This window comes from Falseniella ignava, assembly GCF_002847645.1.
GTDB classification, from domain to species: domain Bacteria; phylum Bacillota; class Bacilli; order Lactobacillales; family Aerococcaceae; genus Falseniella; species Falseniella ignava.
In genome coordinates, this window is record NZ_PKHE01000003.1 from 70,490 (window position 1) to 87,808 (window position 17,319).

At 39.4% G+C, this 17,319-nt stretch carries 16 protein-coding genes; all 16 read left to right on the top strand.

Annotated features, from left to right (window positions below):
* Positions 1–14: 14 nt before the first annotated feature.
* The 16 genes from CYJ57_RS01945 to CYJ57_RS02020 all read left to right on the top strand — a co-directional run bounded on the left by CYJ57_RS01945 (position 15) and on the right by CYJ57_RS02020 (position 17,237).
* Positions 15–944, top strand: a complete 930-nt coding sequence (locus CYJ57_RS01945) for an ABC transporter permease (protein ID WP_101953860.1) — start codon at positions 15–17, stop codon at positions 942–944.
* Between the two features lie 174 nt (positions 945–1,118).
* Entirely contained in the window at positions 1,119–2,882 is a 1,764-nt protein-coding gene (locus CYJ57_RS01950; RefSeq protein ID WP_101953861.1) for an oligopeptide ABC transporter substrate-binding protein, read from the top strand.
* Between the two features lie 318 nt (positions 2,883–3,200).
* Complete coding sequence (locus tag CYJ57_RS01955; protein ID WP_101953862.1) at positions 3,201–4,976, top strand: oligopeptide ABC transporter substrate-binding protein; 1,776 nt, start codon at positions 3,201–3,203, stop codon at positions 4,974–4,976.
* Positions 4,977–5,097: 121 nt separating this feature from the next.
* Positions 5,098–5,784: a ribonuclease III gene (rnc, locus tag CYJ57_RS01960; protein ID WP_101953863.1), complete on the top strand. Its 687-nt coding sequence runs from the start codon at positions 5,098–5,100 to the stop codon at positions 5,782–5,784.
* A gap of 16 nt (positions 5,785–5,800) precedes the next feature.
* Positions 5,801–9,361, top strand: coding sequence for a chromosome segregation protein SMC (gene smc, locus CYJ57_RS01965; RefSeq protein WP_101953864.1), 3,561 nt, complete (start codon positions 5,801–5,803; stop codon positions 9,359–9,361).
* Between the two features lie 196 nt (positions 9,362–9,557).
* Positions 9,558–10,367 (top strand): Cof-type HAD-IIB family hydrolase, encoded by an 810-nt coding sequence (locus tag CYJ57_RS01970; protein ID WP_101953865.1) that lies wholly within the window; start codon positions 9,558–9,560, stop codon positions 10,365–10,367.
* Positions 10,368–10,379: 12 nt separating this feature from the next.
* Positions 10,380–11,405, top strand: a complete 1,026-nt coding sequence (gene ftsY / locus CYJ57_RS01975; RefSeq protein WP_101953866.1) for a signal recognition particle-docking protein FtsY — start codon at positions 10,380–10,382, stop codon at positions 11,403–11,405.
* Positions 11,406–11,426: 21 nt separating this feature from the next.
* Entirely contained in the window at positions 11,427–11,750 is a 324-nt protein-coding gene (ylxM, locus tag CYJ57_RS01980) for a YlxM family DNA-binding protein (protein WP_101953867.1), read from the top strand.
* 15 nt (positions 11,751–11,765) lie between these two features.
* Positions 11,766–13,256, top strand: a complete 1,491-nt coding sequence (gene ffh / locus CYJ57_RS01985; protein WP_101953868.1) for a signal recognition particle protein — start codon at positions 11,766–11,768, stop codon at positions 13,254–13,256.
* A gap of 88 nt (positions 13,257–13,344) precedes the next feature.
* Positions 13,345–13,617 (top strand): 30S ribosomal protein S16, encoded by a 273-nt coding sequence (gene rpsP, locus CYJ57_RS01990; protein ID WP_006701160.1) that lies wholly within the window; start codon positions 13,345–13,347, stop codon positions 13,615–13,617.
* A gap of 25 nt (positions 13,618–13,642) precedes the next feature.
* A complete protein-coding gene (locus CYJ57_RS01995; RefSeq protein ID WP_101953869.1) occupies positions 13,643–13,909 on the top strand; it encodes a KH domain-containing protein in 267 nt (88 codons plus the stop codon).
* A 57-nt stretch (positions 13,910–13,966) separates the two neighbouring features.
* Positions 13,967–14,491, top strand: a complete 525-nt coding sequence (gene rimM, locus CYJ57_RS02000; protein ID WP_006701162.1) for a ribosome maturation factor RimM — start codon at positions 13,967–13,969, stop codon at positions 14,489–14,491.
* Positions 14,481–15,200: a tRNA (guanosine(37)-N1)-methyltransferase TrmD gene (trmD, locus tag CYJ57_RS02005; protein WP_101953870.1), complete on the top strand. Its 720-nt coding sequence runs from the start codon at positions 14,481–14,483 to the stop codon at positions 15,198–15,200. Before rimM ends, trmD begins: the two co-directional genes overlap by 11 nt.
* A 130-nt stretch (positions 15,201–15,330) precedes the next feature.
* The gene (gene rplS / locus CYJ57_RS02010) at positions 15,331–15,681 is read left to right on the top strand and encodes a 50S ribosomal protein L19 (RefSeq protein ID WP_006701164.1); all 351 of its coding nucleotides are present in this window, start codon (positions 15,331–15,333) and stop codon (positions 15,679–15,681) included.
* A 132-nt stretch (positions 15,682–15,813) separates the two neighbouring features.
* Positions 15,814–16,260 carry a hypothetical protein gene (locus CYJ57_RS02015; protein WP_101953871.1) on the top strand — a complete coding sequence of 149 codons (447 nt, stop codon included), beginning with the start codon at positions 15,814–15,816 and terminating at the stop codon, positions 16,258–16,260.
* A 20-nt stretch (positions 16,261–16,280) separates the two neighbouring features.
* A complete protein-coding gene (locus CYJ57_RS02020) occupies positions 16,281–17,237 on the top strand; it encodes a YitT family protein (protein WP_101953872.1) in 957 nt (318 codons plus the stop codon).
* Positions 17,238–17,319 lie beyond the last annotated feature (82 nt).

Genomic DNA, 17,319 nt, shown 5'->3' on the forward strand with positions numbered 1-17,319 from the left:
GGAGGAGATAGATCATGGCAGAAATTAATCAAGGATTACCAACTGAAGAAAAAGTTCTAGAACAAGTTGACAAAGAAGCTATTCCTCCGATGGGGTTTGAGGTCATTAAACGTGAATTTGCGAAAGATAAAGTCGCAATTACTGCTTTAATTGTCTTTATTACGGTCTTGCTCGTTGCGTTTGTAGGTGCCCTCGTGGTAGACCATGATGCAGCAACTCGAGTGGATGTGTTCGAACGTTTTACACCACCAGGACAAAATGGCTATATTTTAGGGGCTGATGATGGTGGTCGTGATATTTTATCACTACTAATTATCGGAACCCGTAACTCAGTATTTATTGGTTTCTCAGTAACCATTATTACAACAACCATTTCGATTATTTTAGGAATTATGGCTGGTTACTATGGTGGCTGGGTAGAAGATATTATGATGCGTATTGTTGACTTCATCATTATCTTACCGCCAATTATTTTAATCATTGTTATTACTCAAATTATTCGTCGATTTGACGCAATTTCATTAATTTTAATCTTGTCTTCCATTTATTGGGCAGGCGGGGTGCGTCTCTTCCGTACCGTTACCTTAAGTGAAGCCTCATTAGATTACGTAAGTGCTTCTAAAACAATGGGAACTCCGGACTGGAAGATTATGTTTGGTGAAGTGATGCCTAACTTAAGTTCGATTATTATTACAAACTTAGTGTTAGGTTTATCAGGGAATATCGGGATTGAGACAGGACTTTCTTTCTTAGGATTCGGTCTTCCAGCAGCAACACCATCATTAGGTACGTTGATCGCAGCTGCAAACAACCCAGACGTTATTCAAAATAAAACATGGGTATGGTTACCAGCAGTATTAGTTATCTTAGTTCTAATGTTAAGTATTAACTATATGGGACAAGCATTCCAACGTGCAGCTGACTCACGTCAACGTCGTGGATAATTGATTTTAACAAGAGGCAGAAATGTCTCTTGATTTTTTATTCTATGCGATTCATTATTTTTTATAGTATTTGAAAAAATGTAGACTAAAGTATGAAAAAATGTAAAGAAAAGGCTTGCAATTTCTACTGATAACGATTACAATGAATGTATCATAAATAAATGGAGGAAGAATATGAAGAAATCATTGAAGAAAGCTTTATCAATGTTCACAGTTGGTTTTGCGATTTCAGCTGCAATCGGTGGGACGGTAGCACAAGTTGCTAACGCTCAGACTGTTGAATTCCCACAAGTTATCGAAAATGAAGGAGAGCCAATCGAAGGCGGTACGCTTAAATTTGCGTTCGTATCTGATACTCCTTGGGCTGGTTTACTTAATAATATGTTATGGACCAACTCTTCAGACGCGGCGGTTGTAGACTTTATCAACCCAGGTCTTTACGGATTCGATGAGAACTATACGATTGACAACTCTGGTTTTGCGGATGTAGAGTTCAACCAAGAAGAGAAGACTGTTAAGATCACAATTCCTGAAGGTCACGTATGGCATGATGGTGAGCCGATTACGATTGATGATGCAATCTTCCCTTACTATGTTATCGGTCATCCTGATTATACAGGTATTCGTTATGGAGATTACTTCACAAACGTTATTGGTATGGAAGAGTATCACAATGGCGATGCAGAAGAGATTGAAGGTCTTGAGCGTGTCGATGATTACACGATGGTCATCCACTATAAAGAGTTCAGTAACTCAATGCTTCAAGCAGGTGGGGCAGTATGTAACTATATTGAACCAAAACATATCTTAGAAGATATTCCTGTTGCTGACCTTGAAGACTCAGATGCAGTTCGTCAAAATCCAGTTGGATTTGGCCCATTCAAAGTTAAATCAATCACTCCTGGTGAAGCGGTAGTATACGAAGCATTCGATGAGTATTACCGTGGACGTCCAGCAATCGATGAGATTCTTCTTGAGCGTGTGAGCCCAACTAACGTGGTTGCAGAACTTAAAGCAGGTAATTACGATATCGCGTCATTACCAGCTAACCAATGGGAACAATACCAAGATCCTACAAACTTCCAAATTGCTGGTAGTGTAGACAACTGGTATTCATACACTGGTTTCCAAATGGGTACTTGGAATGCAGAAACATCTGAAGTAGAATATGATGAAACACGTGTTGTATCGAATAAAGCAATTCGTCAAGCGATGGCTTATGCGATTGATAACGTAGCAGTATCTGAACGATTCTTCTATGGATTACGTCAACCAGCGAACTCACATATTCCACCATTCTTCAAGGATTATCATAACTTCGATCAAGAAGGATACTCTTATAACCCAGAGAAAGCTAAAGAAATCTTAGCTGAAGCTGGATTTGAAGATAAAGATGGTGACGGATTTGTTGAGGACTTAGATGGAAATCCATTCACATTAAAATATGCCTTCATGTCTGGTGGGGAAATTGCTGAGCCATTATCTCAATACCACTTACAATGCTGGGCAGATGTGGGTATCCATGTTGAGTTAGTTGATGGTCAATTATTAGACATGAATAACTTCTACGATCGTCTTGAAGCTGACGACCCAGATATTGACGTCTTCGCAGCGAGCTGGATTACAGGTGGGGATCCAAACCCAACTCAATTCTATGGTCCAAATGCTGGATTCAATATGTATCGCTGGAGAACGGAAGAGCATGATCAGCTGTTAGCAGCAATCAACTCTCCAGATGCTTTCGATCCAGAAGTTCGTCAAAAAGCTTTCTATGACTGGCAAGCATATATGATTGAAGAAATCCCTTGCTTCCCAACATTCTATAGCTACAGCTTGACTGCTGTTAATAACCGCGTAAGTAACTGGGATACTACAGTTGGTAACGACTTAGAATGGTCAGAAATTAAACTATTAGCTGACTCCCCAGTAGCTGAATAATCACTTCATTTAACACCCTCATATCGAGGGTGTTTTTGTATACCTCTTTTTAAATACTGAATATAATAAAATGTTAGCGAAATGGCGATACGATGAATAAAATGAATGGTATTTGAAATTAAAGTGAGATTTTTAAGATTAAAATTAAAAAATGAGGTTGATTTCTAATTTTTAAGATGTTACAATGGCTATAACGTTTAAGAGATAGGATAATCACGCGCATTCGCGATTGATTATGTCTCATAAACTGTTAATAAATGTTGGTTGAGTAAAAGATATTGTCTTATTTCATACCAAAATAAAAATGGAGGTTATCTAATGAGAAAGTCATTTAAAAAAGTATTTGGTTTAGCAAGTACAGCAGCTGTATTATCTACGGTATTCGCACAACCTGTTGCGCACGTTGTTACAGCAGAGGAGACTGAAGAGGGAGTATTAAGCTTCGAGAGTGAAGTGATCCGTGAAGGAGAGCCAATCGAAGGTGGCGAATTAAAAGTTGCAATGGTAGGGACACCATTCGAAGGTGTGTTAAATAACATGCTTTATTCAAACAACTCTGATGCTTCCTTAATTAGTTACTTTAACCCAGGAATTTTAGGTTATGATGAAAACTTCACCATCGATAACTCAGGTTTTGCAGACGTTGAGTTTGACCCAGAAGCAAAAACTGTAAAATTAACGATTCCTGAAGGACAAACATGGCATGACGGTGAGCCAATTACCATTGATGACGTTATCTTCCCATACTATGTCATTGGACACCCAGATTATACAGGCGTTCGTTACGGTGAAGACTATATGAACGTTGTCGGTATGGAAGAGTACCATGCAGGAGATGCAGAGGAAATTTCTGGTCTTGAGCGTGTTGATGACTATACATTAATTGTTCACTATAAGAGTGTATCAAACTCAATGTTACAAGCTGGTGGTGGAATCTCAGGTTATATGGAGCCTGAACATATTTTAGGTGAAATTCCTGTCGGCGAATTAGAAGATAGTGAATATGTACGTAGCACACCGGTTGGTTTCGGTCCATTCAAAGTTGACCGTGTAGTGCCTGGTGAAGCGGTAACTTATTCTGCATTTGATGACTGGTATGAAGGTCGTCCAAACATTGATAACCTTACGGTTGAAGTTGTAGCTGCAACGAACGTTATTCAAGAAATTAAAGCAGGTAACTACGATATCGCGTCACTTCCTGCAGATCAATATGAAACTTATAAAGACGCAACCAACATCGATATTTTAGGTACCATTGATAACGCATTTACCTATATCGGATTCAAGCAAGGTACTTGGGATGATGAAGCGGGTGAAGTGAAGTACGACGAAACACTTCCACTTTCTAACAAAGCAATCCGTCAAGCAATGGCTCACGCAATTGACAACAACGCAATTGCTACACGTTTCTACCATGGCTTACGTCAAGCTGCTAACTCATTCATTACACCAAACTTCACGGCTTACTGGAATCAAGATATTGAAGTGCCAGAATATAATCCTGAATTAGCGAAACAAATCTTAGAAGAAGCCGGATTCGTTGACGTAGATGGTGACGGATTCGTTGAGACGCCAGAAGGAGAACCATTAAAATTAACCTTCGCTTCGATGTCTGGAGCTGAAGTTTCAGAACCAATCGCAACATACTATATCCAATCATGGAGAGATATCGGTATTGATATCGAGTTGCTTGATGGTCAATTACACGATATGAACGCATTCTATGATCGTGTAGAAAGTGATGATCCTGAAATTATGGTGTATCAAGCAGCATTTGGTATAGGTGGAGACCCTAACCCAGCTGGATTATGGGGACGTAAAGCAAAATTCAATATGCTACGTTGGGCAACGGAAGAGAACGACAAATTATTAGCAGATATTGCTTCTGATAAGTCATTCGACGAAGAATTCCGTACTGAAGCATTCCATAACTGGCAAGAATATATGATGGAAGAGTTACCAGCAATTCCAACATTATTCCGTTATAACTTAACAGCTGTTAACAAACGTGTATCTCATTGGGATGTTCAAATCGGTAGTGATTTGAAGTGGAGTGAAATCTACTTACTATCTGATGAGCGTGTAGCTGAATAATTTAATCTCCATTTTTTATGACAGGCTCGAAAGAGCCTGTTTTTTGTGCTGTTTTTTAAAGTGAAATTCTAGGAAATATCCGCATCTATGCTATAATGATGAGACGGAAAGGAGGGATAGAATGAATCCATTAATTAACAATCTTAACTCAAAATTAGCAATAACCATTCGTCAAGCGAAACTGTTTGATCAAGCGATGCAACATACGTCATTTGTTAATGAACATCGTAGTAGGAAGTTAGCTTCCAATGAGCGATTGGAGTTTTTAGGCGATGCAGTGCTTGAAATTATTGTCAGTGAGTTCTTATATCAACAATACCCTAATTTGGCTGAGGGAGAGTTATCTAGAATGCGAGCCCAACTCGTTCGAGAACCGAGTTTAGCACGACTGGCTCGTCAACTCAATTTACCAGATTATTTAAAGTTAGGGCGCGGAGAACTCAAAAGTGGTGGCTTGGAGCGCGATTCGATACTATCGGATGCCTTAGAAGCATTATTAGGTGCACTCTACCTAGATCAAGGGTTAGAGGTCGTTCGTGATTTTTTGCATCGAGAATTATTGAAAGACCATGTAAATTGGCTGAAGCTGATCAATAAAGATTATAAGACATTGCTGCAAGAGCGTTTGCAACAACAAGGAACTGTCTTAATCGAATATCGTGAGTTAGCTAAGTCTGGTCCAGCACATCATCAACAATTTACGATGGGACTGTATATTAATCAAGAATTAGTAGCCGAAGGTACCGGTCTTAGCAAGAAAAAAGCAGAAATGGCAGCGGCTCAAGCTGCACTGGCCAAGTTAGATTAAAATAAGGAGGTGAATTATGTATTTAAGTCGAGTTGAAATGACAGGATTCAAGTCTTTTGCAGATAAAACCATTATTGAATTTGATCAAGGATTAACTGCGGTCGTCGGCCCGAATGGAAGTGGAAAAAGTAACTTTACGGAAGCTGTTCGCTGGGTTCTTGGGGAACAATCGATTAAAAGTTTACGCGGGAATCGAATGGAAGATGTTATTTTCAATGGTACTGCTGATCGAAAGCCCGTTAATATTGCAAAAGTAACTGTAGTTTTAAATAATGAAGATCGTTATTTGGATTATGATTTTAGTGAGATTAGTTTAACGCGAAGTTATAATCGAAATGGAGATAGTTTCTATTATATTAATCAAGAACGGGTACGATTAAAAGATATTGTCGATTTGTTACTTGATTCAGGACTTGGGAAAAACAGCTTTTCTATTATTTCCCAGGGACAAGTCGAACAAATCTTCTTAAGTAAACCCGAAGAACGACGCGTTATCTTTGAAGAAGCGGCTGGCGTCCAAAAATATCAATATCGAAAGCAAGAAGCAGAGCGTAAATTAGTAAAGTCCGAGGATAACTTAAGTCGATTGAAAGACATTATCCATGAGATTGAACAGCAACTTGTGCCACTGGAATCTCAGCGCAAAAATGCGTTAAAATACCTTGCAACGGCAGAACAATTAAAACAATGGGAAGTCACCTTACTTACTCAACAAATTGAACAGAGTGAGCAGCGCTCTGAAGAATTAACGAAACGATTAGTAGAAATCCAACATGAAATTGACAACCATTCGCAAAAAGATGAGTCACTGTTATCATCAATTCAAGGCATCAAACAACAAATGAACGAAGATGAAACAGCGGTAGATGCAATCAATCTGACTCAGCGACGTCATTGGCAAGAGATGGAACAATATCGCTCAGACGAACGATTATTGCAACGTGATTTATCGTATTCGATCGAGCAATTGGAACTTAATCTATCGTCCGTTCAACAAAATCAAACCAACTTGGAAGTATTAGCGGAACAATTAAAAGAAGCTAAAGCTGAAAAAGAAACAAAGCAACAACAATGCCAAGAAGTACAAGCTCAATTGGATCAAGTGACAGAGCGATTAGAACAATTCCAATCGTTAAGTCAACATCAAAGTGAAGATATTCGTGAAGAAATATTAGCGCTTTTTCAAGATCAAGCACAAGCTAAAAATATTGTGAATCAAAATCAATTGACAATTGAACGCTTGACACAACGTCTACCACAAGTAATAGATCAAATTGACGCAATCCAACTTGAAATTGACAAGATCAATTCGCAAAAGAAAGATTACGAATCAGATGCAAAGCGTATCGAGCAGCAACAATCTGAGATTCAATCGAACCAGACAGATATCGATCAACAAGTGACGAAATTACATTGGCAACAAGAGCAATTAACCAAGCAGCTGCAAGAAGCGGAAAATCTTCGTTATCGCAAAGAACAACAGTATCAACATGCACTCGATCAACAGCACAATTATGCTGGGTATTACGGAGGCGTTCGCGCTGTGATGAATGAGCGCCATGTACTTACTGGGATCGAGGGGACGGTTGCGGACTTAATACGAGTAGCTGAGCAATTTGACCTGGCTATTTCGACAGCATTGGGAAGTAGTATGCAAAGTATTGTCGTGCAAGACAATCGTGCTGCACGGAAAGCGATTCAATATTTAACCCAACAAAAAGCCGGACGCGCAACGTTCTTGCCGCGTACAAATATTAAGCCCAAATACGTCTCTAAATCACATTTGGCTCAAATTGAAAACCAACCAGGTTATATCGGCATTGCTAGTGAGCTAATTCATGTAGAGCCTGCAAATCGAATCATTGCAGAGCATCTACTTGGTGGGACGGTGATTGCTAACTCACTTAAAGAAGCGCAAAAATTAGCGCAATCGACCCGTCATCAAGTAAAAATAGTGACCTTAGACGGAGATGTACTGATGCCGGGTGGTTCGGTAACAGGAGGGAAATCTCAACGTCAGAGTGAATCGATGTTATCGCGGCAAAACCAAATTGACAAGCTAGCTAAAGAATTAGCGGGACTTGAAGAGAATGTGGTGAAGTTAAATCAACAGAAGCACACACTCTCCAAGAAGTATCAGCAATCGATGACGCAACAATCAGAGTATCAATTGAAGAATCGACAGATTGTGGAACAATCTAATGAAGTTCACAGATTGATTAAGGAACAAGAAACAATGTTACTTCAAAAACAAAATCAATTGGCGATTCAACAAGATTTACGTCAAGATATTGAAGAAGAATTAGTGACCTATCAAGAAGAAGTTACAAAAGCACAAGGACAATTAGAACAAGTCGAACAAACATTGGAATCACAGCAAGCATTGTTAAAGCAACTTCAATTCGATGAAGGTGAAAAACAAGCGCACCTTAAACAACTGAATCAACAGAGTCAATCGTTACATACAAAATTAGCTGTCTTAGAAGTTGAAGTAAAGCAGTTAGTAGAACGTATTAAAACAATGCAATTGCAACAGGCAGAAGGACATGCAAATAAAGAAGCGAGTGTCAAACAGCAACAAGTACACCGCAATCAGCAATCGGATTATGCCGAACAGATTGAACAACTGCAAACAAAAATTCAGCAACTGGATGCACTACTTAAAGAAGATGAGCAACAACTTGAAAAATATAAGCAACAAAAAGTGGATCAACAAGCACAATTAGAAACCCTAGAAGTGGAACGGGAAGAGGTTGTAAAAATACAACAAAAAATGTTCCAAAAGCAAGTTCAAGTTGAAACTCAAATTGAACAGCATCAAACGACCATCGATCAACACTTAAATCATTTGAATGAAGAATACCAATTAACCTATGAAATGGCGAAAGAGCTTATTGAGGAACAAGTTGTGAATATTCCAGAAGATTTAAGTGATCAAGTGAAACGATTACGTCAACAAATTCATCGTTTAGGCCCGATTAATTTGCAAGCAATTGATGATTGGGATGAATTAAGTGCTCGTTATAATAATTTAACGCATCAACGTGATGACTTATTAATGGCGATGGAGCAATTGACCCAAACGATGCAAGAAATGGACCATGAGGTCGTGACGCGTTTTGCTCAATCTTTTGAAGAGATAGATCGACAATTTCAAAAGACGTTCCAAAAGCTATTCGCAGGTGGGCATGCTTCACTTCAATTGACACAACCAGATGATTTACTCACCACGGGTGTCGATATTATTGCCCAGCCCCCTGGTAAGAAGAAACAAAGTTTAGCTTTACTTTCAGGTGGGGAACGCGCATTAACCGCGATTGCTTTGTTATTTGCAATCTTAGAAGTAAAACCTGTGCCATTTGTTATTTTAGATGAGGTGGAGGCTGCTTTAGATGATGCGAACGTCGTACGTTACGGAAGCTATATTCGTGAATTTACTCACGATACACAATTTATTGTCGTTACGCATCGACAAGGAACGATGGAAAGTGCCGACCGACTCTATGGTGTTACGATGGAAAAATCCGGTGTCTCCAAGTTAGCAACGGTTACCTTAGATCATCGAGATAGTGAATAATCATATTCATCGTCAAAATTTAATCATTAGCGGCTTGGCGGGAGACTGCCAAGCTTTTTTATTTCACCAGAATGAAATAACTCACTGAAATACCATTGTTTATGAATGCTTTGAAAAGCAAGTGCGTTGTTATAAGATGGAAGAAAGAGCAAACATTTGTTATAATAAATTCATTGCAAAAGATAGGATTGAAAAAATGATTAGACTAATCGCAATTGATATTGATGGAACTTTAGTGAATGATTACGGGCATATTCCCGAGGAAAATTTAAAAGCTATCCAATGGGCGCAAAGTCAAGGTGTACAAATCGTTATTTGTACAGGACGGCCGTATCAATCCGCCCGGACGATTATCGAGCAACTTCCGATTCAATCGAATGATGTGATGATTAATTTTAATGGTGGACAGATTCGCAATGCTCAATCGGGCCAATTACTTTATGATTACCCCTTGAGTTATGATGATGTTCAACGTTGGATTGTTGAAGGAGAGCGTCTCGCTTTACCAGTCAATCTTATCGATAACGAGTGGGTTTATGAACCTTTAAAATATCCGGACGGTTATCCGAGTTGGTATACTACCAAAGTAACGACGGCACCGGTTACGACATTGGATTACGAGAAGATTTTACCGGATCATCAATTTAACAAAGTGGTTATTGCGACTGATGAAGCCCACTTAGCACGTCAGCTGAAACAACTTGATCCGCAACTTGCTCGAGATTACCAAATTATTCAAGGATACCCTTTTCAAATAGAAATTATTCTCAAAGGGATAAATAAAGGGTCAGCGCTTCAAGTATTAAGTAAAGATTTAAATATACCTCAAACTGCGATGATGGGCATCGGTGACCAACTTAACGATGTGCCGATGTTTGAATCGTGTGGTGTGCGTATCGCAATGGAAAATGCTGTTCCCGCGGTGAAAGAGATGAGCACCTGGGTAACAACCAATAATAATGCCAGCGGTGTCGCGCACGCAATTTACCGCTATATCAAAAAATAAGGAGATGAGCTTATGTCATTATTCGATCGAATTCGTCGTGCATTTACCGGTGAAGATAAAGTTGTTCGCGAACAAGCTGAAACAAAAGAGCAACAAATTGTATTTGACACGTATGATAAAGGGCTTGAAGCAACCCGTAAAAATTTTACGCAACGTTTAACGGAATTATTTACTAGTTTTGACGGGGTTGACGATGAGTTTTATGATCAGTTAGAAGAAGCCTTTATTAGTGCGGATGTTGGTTTTAATATGACAATTGCTTTAACGGATGCGATCCGAGATCGAATTGAATCACAACAATTATCAAATCTTGAAGATGTGAAGCAAGCGATTGTCAGTGAAATGGTACGCATCTATGAGAAAGATGATACGCAAACGGTCTTATTAAATGAGAACTCCGATGGTCCGACAGTGATTCTTTTTGTCGGCGTAAATGGAGTGGGCAAGACAACTTCGGTAGGAAAGATTGGCTATCAATTACAACAACAAGGCCACAAAGTGTTGATGGCTGCTGGTGACACTTTCCGTGCAGGAGCAGTCGAGCAGCTCAATGTTTGGGGAGAACGTTTAAATATTCCAGTAATTCAAGGGGTTGCGCAAGCTGATCCGGCTTCCGTCGTCTATGAAGCGGTGCAAGCAGCAAAAGAAGGACAATATGATTATCTCTTAGTTGATACTGCTGGAAGACTTCAAACAAAGGCGAATTTGATGGAAGAGTTAGCAAAGATGAAGCGAATTATTGAACGCGAAAATCCAAATGGCGTTCAAGAAGTCTTATTAGTTCTAGATGCGACAACCGGTCAAAATGCATTGACCCAAGCCAAACAATTCAATGAAGCAACCGAGATTACTGGACTGGTTCTAACGAAATTAGACGGAACCGCTAAAGGAGGAGTCATTTTATCAATTCGTTATGAATTAGATATTCCAGTGAAATATGTCGGATTGGGAGAACAAGCAAAAGACCTACAAGTCTTCGATCCAGAACAATATATGTATAGCTTAATTAGTGATGTCTTAATGACATTATCAGATTAACCTTTCAGTGAGGAGTAGGCAATGTTTCTAGAAAATATGGTCTTAATGGGGCAATTATTTCCCATTTATAAGCAGTTACTTACAGACAGGCAGCGAGATGTGATGGCCATGTATTATGAAGAAGACTTCTCTTTAGCTGAAATTGCTGAACAACTCAATATTACACGCCAAGGAGTGCGCGATAATTTAAAGCGAGCTGAAAATGCATTGCTTCATTATGAAGAGACTTTAAAAGTTAATCAAAAACGCTTAAAACGACTCGATTATTATCGAGAATTATTACCCTACGTTACTGACTCCGATGGGCGTGAATTGATTCAACGATTAATACAACAAGAAGAATAATTTAGGAGGAAATCCATGGCATTTGAAGGATTATCAGAACGACTCCAAGGCGCAGTGAGTTCGCTAGGAGCCGGTGGAAAGATTACGGAAGCTGACTTAAAACAGATGATGCGTGAAATTCGTCTCGCTTTACTGGAAGCAGACGTAAACTTCCAAGTCGTCAAAACCTTTGTGAAGCGAGTTAATGAACGTGCTTTAGGATCGGATGTTTTAGAGTCACTTTCCCCGGCACAACAAGTCGTTAAAATTGTTAACGAAGAATTGACGGATTTAATGGGAGGCGAACAAGCGCCTTTAAATATTTCCAAGCAACCGCCAACGGTTATTATGATGGCGGGGCTTCAAGGGGCAGGTAAGACGACAACAGTTGGGAAGTTAACGAATTATTTATCGAAGCATCACCAACTTAAACGTCCGCTCTTAGTTGCTGCAGACGTCTATCGTCCGGCAGCGATTGACCAACTTCAGACGATTGGTCAACAGATTGGTGCGGAAGTCTTTGCACAAGGGACGGATGTCAATCCGGTTCAACTCGCAACAGATGCATTAGCTCATGCTAAATTACAAGGAAACGATGTAGTCATCATTGACACGGCAGGACGACTGCATGTTAATGAAGAGTTAATGAATGAATTACGCAATATTAAATCCGCCGTTCATCCTGATGAAATCTTACTAACGGTTGATGCGATGACCGGACAAGATGCGACGAATGTGGCTGAAGCATTTAATGATGCCTTAGATATTACAGGGGTTATTATAACTAAGCTCGATGGGGACACGCGTGGAGGAGCTGCGCTATCAATTCGAGCGATTACAGAGAAGCCAATTAAGTTTACCGGTCAAGGTGAGCAACTGGATGCCTTAGAACCGTTCCACCCGGATCGAATGGCTGGGCGTATTCTCGGAATGGGGGATATGCTCACCCTGATTGAGAAAGCCCAACAAGACTTTGATGAAGCCGAAGCCGAACGTATGGCAGAAAAAATTAAAGATGCCAGCTTTGACTTCAATGATTTTATCCAACAAATGGATCAAGTGACCAAGATGGGACCCCTTAAAGATCTGATGAAATTAATCCCACGTGTTAATAAAATTCCAGGATTCGATCAATTTGATGTTTCAGATAAAGATATGGCCCGTCTTAAAGGAATCGTGATGTCGATGACGCCGGAAGAACGAGAAAATCCGGATATTATTTCTCAAAGTCGTCGCCGTCGGATCGCGCGTGGATCTGGTCGTGAATTGAATGAAGTGAATCAACTTATTAAACAATTCAATCAGACACGAAAAATGATGAGTCAAATGTCCCAAGGTAAGAATGGTTCCATGCGTAAAATGATGAAACAAATGAAAAATCTTCCGAAAGGACAAGGAATGCCGGATATGGGAGATTTATCAAACTTGATGGGAGGTGCAGGTGAACCTCTATCACCAGAAGCTCTAGAAGCTCAACGTAAACAAAAAATGATCCAACGTAAACTTCGAAAAATGAAACGAAAATAAAATTTACCCTGTAAAGTAAAAAGACTTTACAGGGGTAAAATAATCTGTTATATTATTCCTTGTGATATTGATTTGAGGAGGTGACGACATGGCAGTAAAAATTCGTATGAAACGTTTAGGTTCTAAAAGAAACCCATTCTACCGTATTGTAGTGGCAGACTCACGTTCACCACGTGATGGTCGAATTATCGAGCAAATTGGTTTTTATAACCCAGTTTCTGAACCAAAAGAATTGAAAATCGACGAAGAATTAGCATTGAAATGGTTAGGTAATGGTGCGCAACCATCCGATACTGTTCGTAATTTATTCTCTAAAGAAGGAATTATGCAAAAATTCCACGATTCTAAAACAAAAAAATAATCTGACTCATAAAGGGTGATAAAACATGTTAGATATTAAAGCCTTAATTCAAACGATGATTGAACCATTGATTGAGTTTCCAGAGGATTTTGAAATTAAAGTAGTTGAAGGTGAAGAATTTACCGAGTATCATTTACACTTAAATCCAGAAGATATTGGGCGTGTTATTGGGCGTCGCGGACGAGTTATTCGTTCGATTCGTACGATTGTTTATAGCATTCGTCAACGCGGGCAAAAACGCTCCAAAATTATCGTTCAAGATGATGCAACCGACCAACTAGAAGATGAATAATATTACGACTGCCGAGGCTTTTGTTTTGGCAGTTTTTTGATGAAAAAGGAGCTGGAAATGACATATTATAAAATTGGACGCCTAGTGAATACCTTTGGTATTCGAGGAGAAGTTAAAGTCATCGTTGACAGTGATTTTCCAGAGGAGCGCTTAGCTCAAGGCGCAACACTTTATATTTTAAAAGATGATCAACCGATTGCTGTCACGGTTCAGTCAGCCCGGCAACATAAAGGCAGTTATATCGTTGCTTTTGAAGAATACCAAGATATTAATCAAGTCGAGTGCTATAAGGGGAGTTGGTTAGCGATCGAAGCCTCTCAACAGCAGGCCCTTGAAGAGGATCACTACTATTATCACCAAATTGAAGGCTTGAAAGTCTATACAGTCGGTGGTGAACATTTAGGTCAAATTAAAGAGATTCTTGCCTTAGGATCGAATGATGTCTGGGTAGTTAAACCGGCTCAAGCTGGCCGGCGTGATATTCTCTTACCTTATATCGGAGATGTAGTGAAAGAAGTTGACTTAACCAATCAGCGGGTAACAGTAGAATTGATGGAAGGACTTATTGACGATGCGAATTGATGTTCTCACACTTTTTCCAGAGATGTTTGCACCGTTAGAGCATTCAATGATGAAACTTGCACGTGAACGTGAGATTTTAGATTTTCATTTACATAATTTTAGAGAGTATGCAGTCAATAAGCACGGTCATGTGGATGATTATCCTTATGGCGGCGGGGCAGGAATGTTACTCCGGGTAGAACCGATTGTGCAGGCACTCGAACAGATTGAAAATTACTCACATGCTCGGGTGATCCTGACGGATCCAGCGGGAGAGCCTTTTAATCAAGCCAAGGCTCAAGCATGGTCAAAAGAAGACCACTTAATCTTTATTTGCGGGCACTATGAAGGATTTGATCACCGCATTCGAGATTATATTACCGATGAAGTGTCTATGGGAGATTATGTGTTAACCAATGGGGAAATACCCACTATGGCAATGATTGATGCCACGGTCCGATTGATTCCAGAAGCCATTGGCAATCATCAGTCCATTCAAGAGGAATCCCATCAATCTTCTTTATTAGAGTATCCGCAGTACACTCGTCCAGCTAATTTTAGAGGCAAAGAAGTGCCAGAAGTCTTATTAAGTGGACACCACCAGCGGATTGAAGCATGGCGTCGTCAAGAAGCCTTACGTCGAACCTATTTGAATCGACCTGATTTACTCGAAACGGCCAAATTAACGGAAGAAGAGAAAAAATGGCTAGAAAGTCTGTCTGCTCACTAATTTACCCTTTACATTAAAAGAAAATTCTGTATAATAAACTAAGTAGTCTAAAGGACTATGCTATCACGATAATCCGCTAAATTATGATTGAATTAATTTATGATTGTTTGTCGGAAGGAGAAGAAAATATATGAGTATCAATCCAATTATTGCTAAAATCTCTGAAGGACAATTACGTTCTGATATTCCAGAATTCCGTCCTGGAGATAACGTGCGTGTTCACGCATTAATCGTTGAAGGTGAGCGCGAGCGTGTGCAAATCTTCGAAGGTTTAGTCATTAAACGTCGTGGACATGGTATTAGTGAAACTTACACTGTTCGTAAGATTTCTAACGGTGTAGGTGTTGAACGTACTTTCCCAGTACATACACCACGCGTTGCAAAGATTGAAGTAACACGTCGTGGTAAAGTACGTCGTGCTAAGTTATACTACATTCGTAACTTATCAGGTCGTTCTGCACGTATTGCTGAGCGTCGTTAATCAAATCAATCAACATCCCAGGAAACTGGGATGTTTTTTGTTGTTGGATTCTCATCTGTTTGTTATGAAATGGATACACTTGCTTTGAATTTAATGGTATACTGAAATCACTATTATTATTGGAGGCTGAATATGTCTATAATTCATGAGCATTTCGAAGAAAAATTAAATGAGCTTGATATTCCTTTTAATTCGATGGAAATTGAAGAAGGGCATCGACTATATCGGGTGACCTATCGACTGACAAAAGAACGTGTACTTGTCGCAGAAATTATTATTCAACAGGCAGACATGCCATACGTTGATAGTCAAATTATTTTCCGCCATGTTCACTTACTCACAGAACGTAGTAAGGAAGCGACCGCACTCACCACAATTAATCAATTAAATGAAATGAAAACAGGTTATTATGCACTACATTTAGCAGGTGATGGGGAAATCTTCTTGCGTACGTTGATGCGAGTGGGAGAAGATATTGAACCATTATACCAAACTTTAGTAATGGGATCGCAAATTGCGAAAGGATTGCAAAAAGATTTAATCGCGAACCTGGGCGAATCAGGTTCAATTACAAATTAGAGTAGAGGATTAAAAGACAAATGTTAGGAAGAATTACGAATAAGTATCCATTCGTGGAAAATATTGTCGCATTACTGGTCGTGTTGTTTTCTTCAATCGTTTATTCAATTGCCATGAATAAATTTCTATTACCAGGGCATATTTATTCCGGAGGATTAATGGGGTTTGCCCAAATTTTAAGTTATTTTATTAATCATTACACGCCTTGGGCGAATATGATTTTACCTGGTCAATTGAACTTAATACTGAACATTCCAATTATTACCTTAGCGTTTATAAAATTAGGTAAACGATTCACCTTTTTAACGCTTTGTGTGGTGTTCGGGATTTCATTTTTCTCATCCATTATTCCAGTGACGCAAGTTTCTGAAAATCCATTACTTAATGGGATTATGGGGGGCGTTCTCGGAGGTATTGCAGTGGGGACGGCCGTTCGTTTTGGTCTTTCAGCTGGGGGAACGGATATTATTTCAGTGGTAGTATTCCGCGCAACTGGGGTCAACGTCGGATCGGTAAACTTATTAATTAACTTAATTATTATCTCTTTTGCTGGAAATATTTATAGTTGGGAATATGCACTTTATACCTTAATTTCCATGTATGCGTCAGCACGCTGTATTAACTTCATTCATACCAATGAGAAGCGCTTAACGGTCTTTATTGTGACCGATCATGTGGACGCCGTACTCGACAGCATCTTTGCCCGACTTCGCCGTGGGGTGACCATTCTTGATGGGCGCGGAGGCTATAGTCGAGAACCTAATAGCACCTTAATGATTGTAGTTAACCAGTATGAGTTATATGATTTACAGATGGCGATTGCGCAAGGAGATCCAGAAGCATTTGTTAATATCATTCAATCTACTCGAGTCATCGGTAACTTCTTGAATAAACAACAACAAGATAAGCATCGCTTTGAACTCAAATATTACCAACAACTTGAAGCGGAGCGCAAACTTAAGCGACATCATCATTAATCATTACAGACTGCAGGATACGTCCTGCAGTTTTTTTAACCATAAAAATAAAGGTCAAATAAAGTCAAAATATTATTGACCA

What these genes read in the sequence shown, in the direction of transcription:
- smc (WP_101953864.1), top strand. Translation starts at nt 5,801, where the DNA reads ATGTATTTAAGTCGAGTTGAAATGACAGGATTCAAGTCTTTTGCAGAT.
- trmD (WP_101953870.1), top strand. Translation starts at nt 14,481, where the DNA reads ATGCGAATTGATGTTCTCACACTTTTTCCAGAGATGTTTGCACCGTTA.
- rnc (WP_101953863.1), top strand. Translation starts at nt 5,098, where the DNA reads ATGAATCCATTAATTAACAATCTTAACTCAAAATTAGCAATAACCATT.
- rimM (WP_006701162.1), top strand. Translation starts at nt 13,967, where the DNA reads ATGACATATTATAAAATTGGACGCCTAGTGAATACCTTTGGTATTCGA.
- CYJ57_RS01945 (WP_101953860.1), top strand. Translation starts at nt 15, where the DNA reads ATGGCAGAAATTAATCAAGGATTACCAACTGAAGAAAAAGTTCTAGAA.
- ffh (WP_101953868.1), top strand. Translation starts at nt 11,766, where the DNA reads ATGGCATTTGAAGGATTATCAGAACGACTCCAAGGCGCAGTGAGTTCG.
- rplS (WP_006701164.1), top strand. Translation starts at nt 15,331, where the DNA reads ATGAGTATCAATCCAATTATTGCTAAAATCTCTGAAGGACAATTACGT.
- CYJ57_RS02015 (WP_101953871.1), top strand. Translation starts at nt 15,814, where the DNA reads ATGTCTATAATTCATGAGCATTTCGAAGAAAAATTAAATGAGCTTGAT.
- CYJ57_RS01955 (WP_101953862.1), top strand. Translation starts at nt 3,201, where the DNA reads ATGAGAAAGTCATTTAAAAAAGTATTTGGTTTAGCAAGTACAGCAGCT.
- CYJ57_RS02020 (WP_101953872.1), top strand. Translation starts at nt 16,281, where the DNA reads ATGTTAGGAAGAATTACGAATAAGTATCCATTCGTGGAAAATATTGTC.
- CYJ57_RS01995 (WP_101953869.1), top strand. Translation starts at nt 13,643, where the DNA reads ATGTTAGATATTAAAGCCTTAATTCAAACGATGATTGAACCATTGATT.
- CYJ57_RS01950 (WP_101953861.1), top strand. Translation starts at nt 1,119, where the DNA reads ATGAAGAAATCATTGAAGAAAGCTTTATCAATGTTCACAGTTGGTTTT.
- ftsY (WP_101953866.1), top strand. Translation starts at nt 10,380, where the DNA reads ATGTCATTATTCGATCGAATTCGTCGTGCATTTACCGGTGAAGATAAA.
- rpsP (WP_006701160.1), top strand. Translation starts at nt 13,345, where the DNA reads ATGGCAGTAAAAATTCGTATGAAACGTTTAGGTTCTAAAAGAAACCCA.
- ylxM (WP_101953867.1), top strand. Translation starts at nt 11,427, where the DNA reads ATGTTTCTAGAAAATATGGTCTTAATGGGGCAATTATTTCCCATTTAT.
- CYJ57_RS01970 (WP_101953865.1), top strand. Translation starts at nt 9,558, where the DNA reads ATGATTAGACTAATCGCAATTGATATTGATGGAACTTTAGTGAATGAT.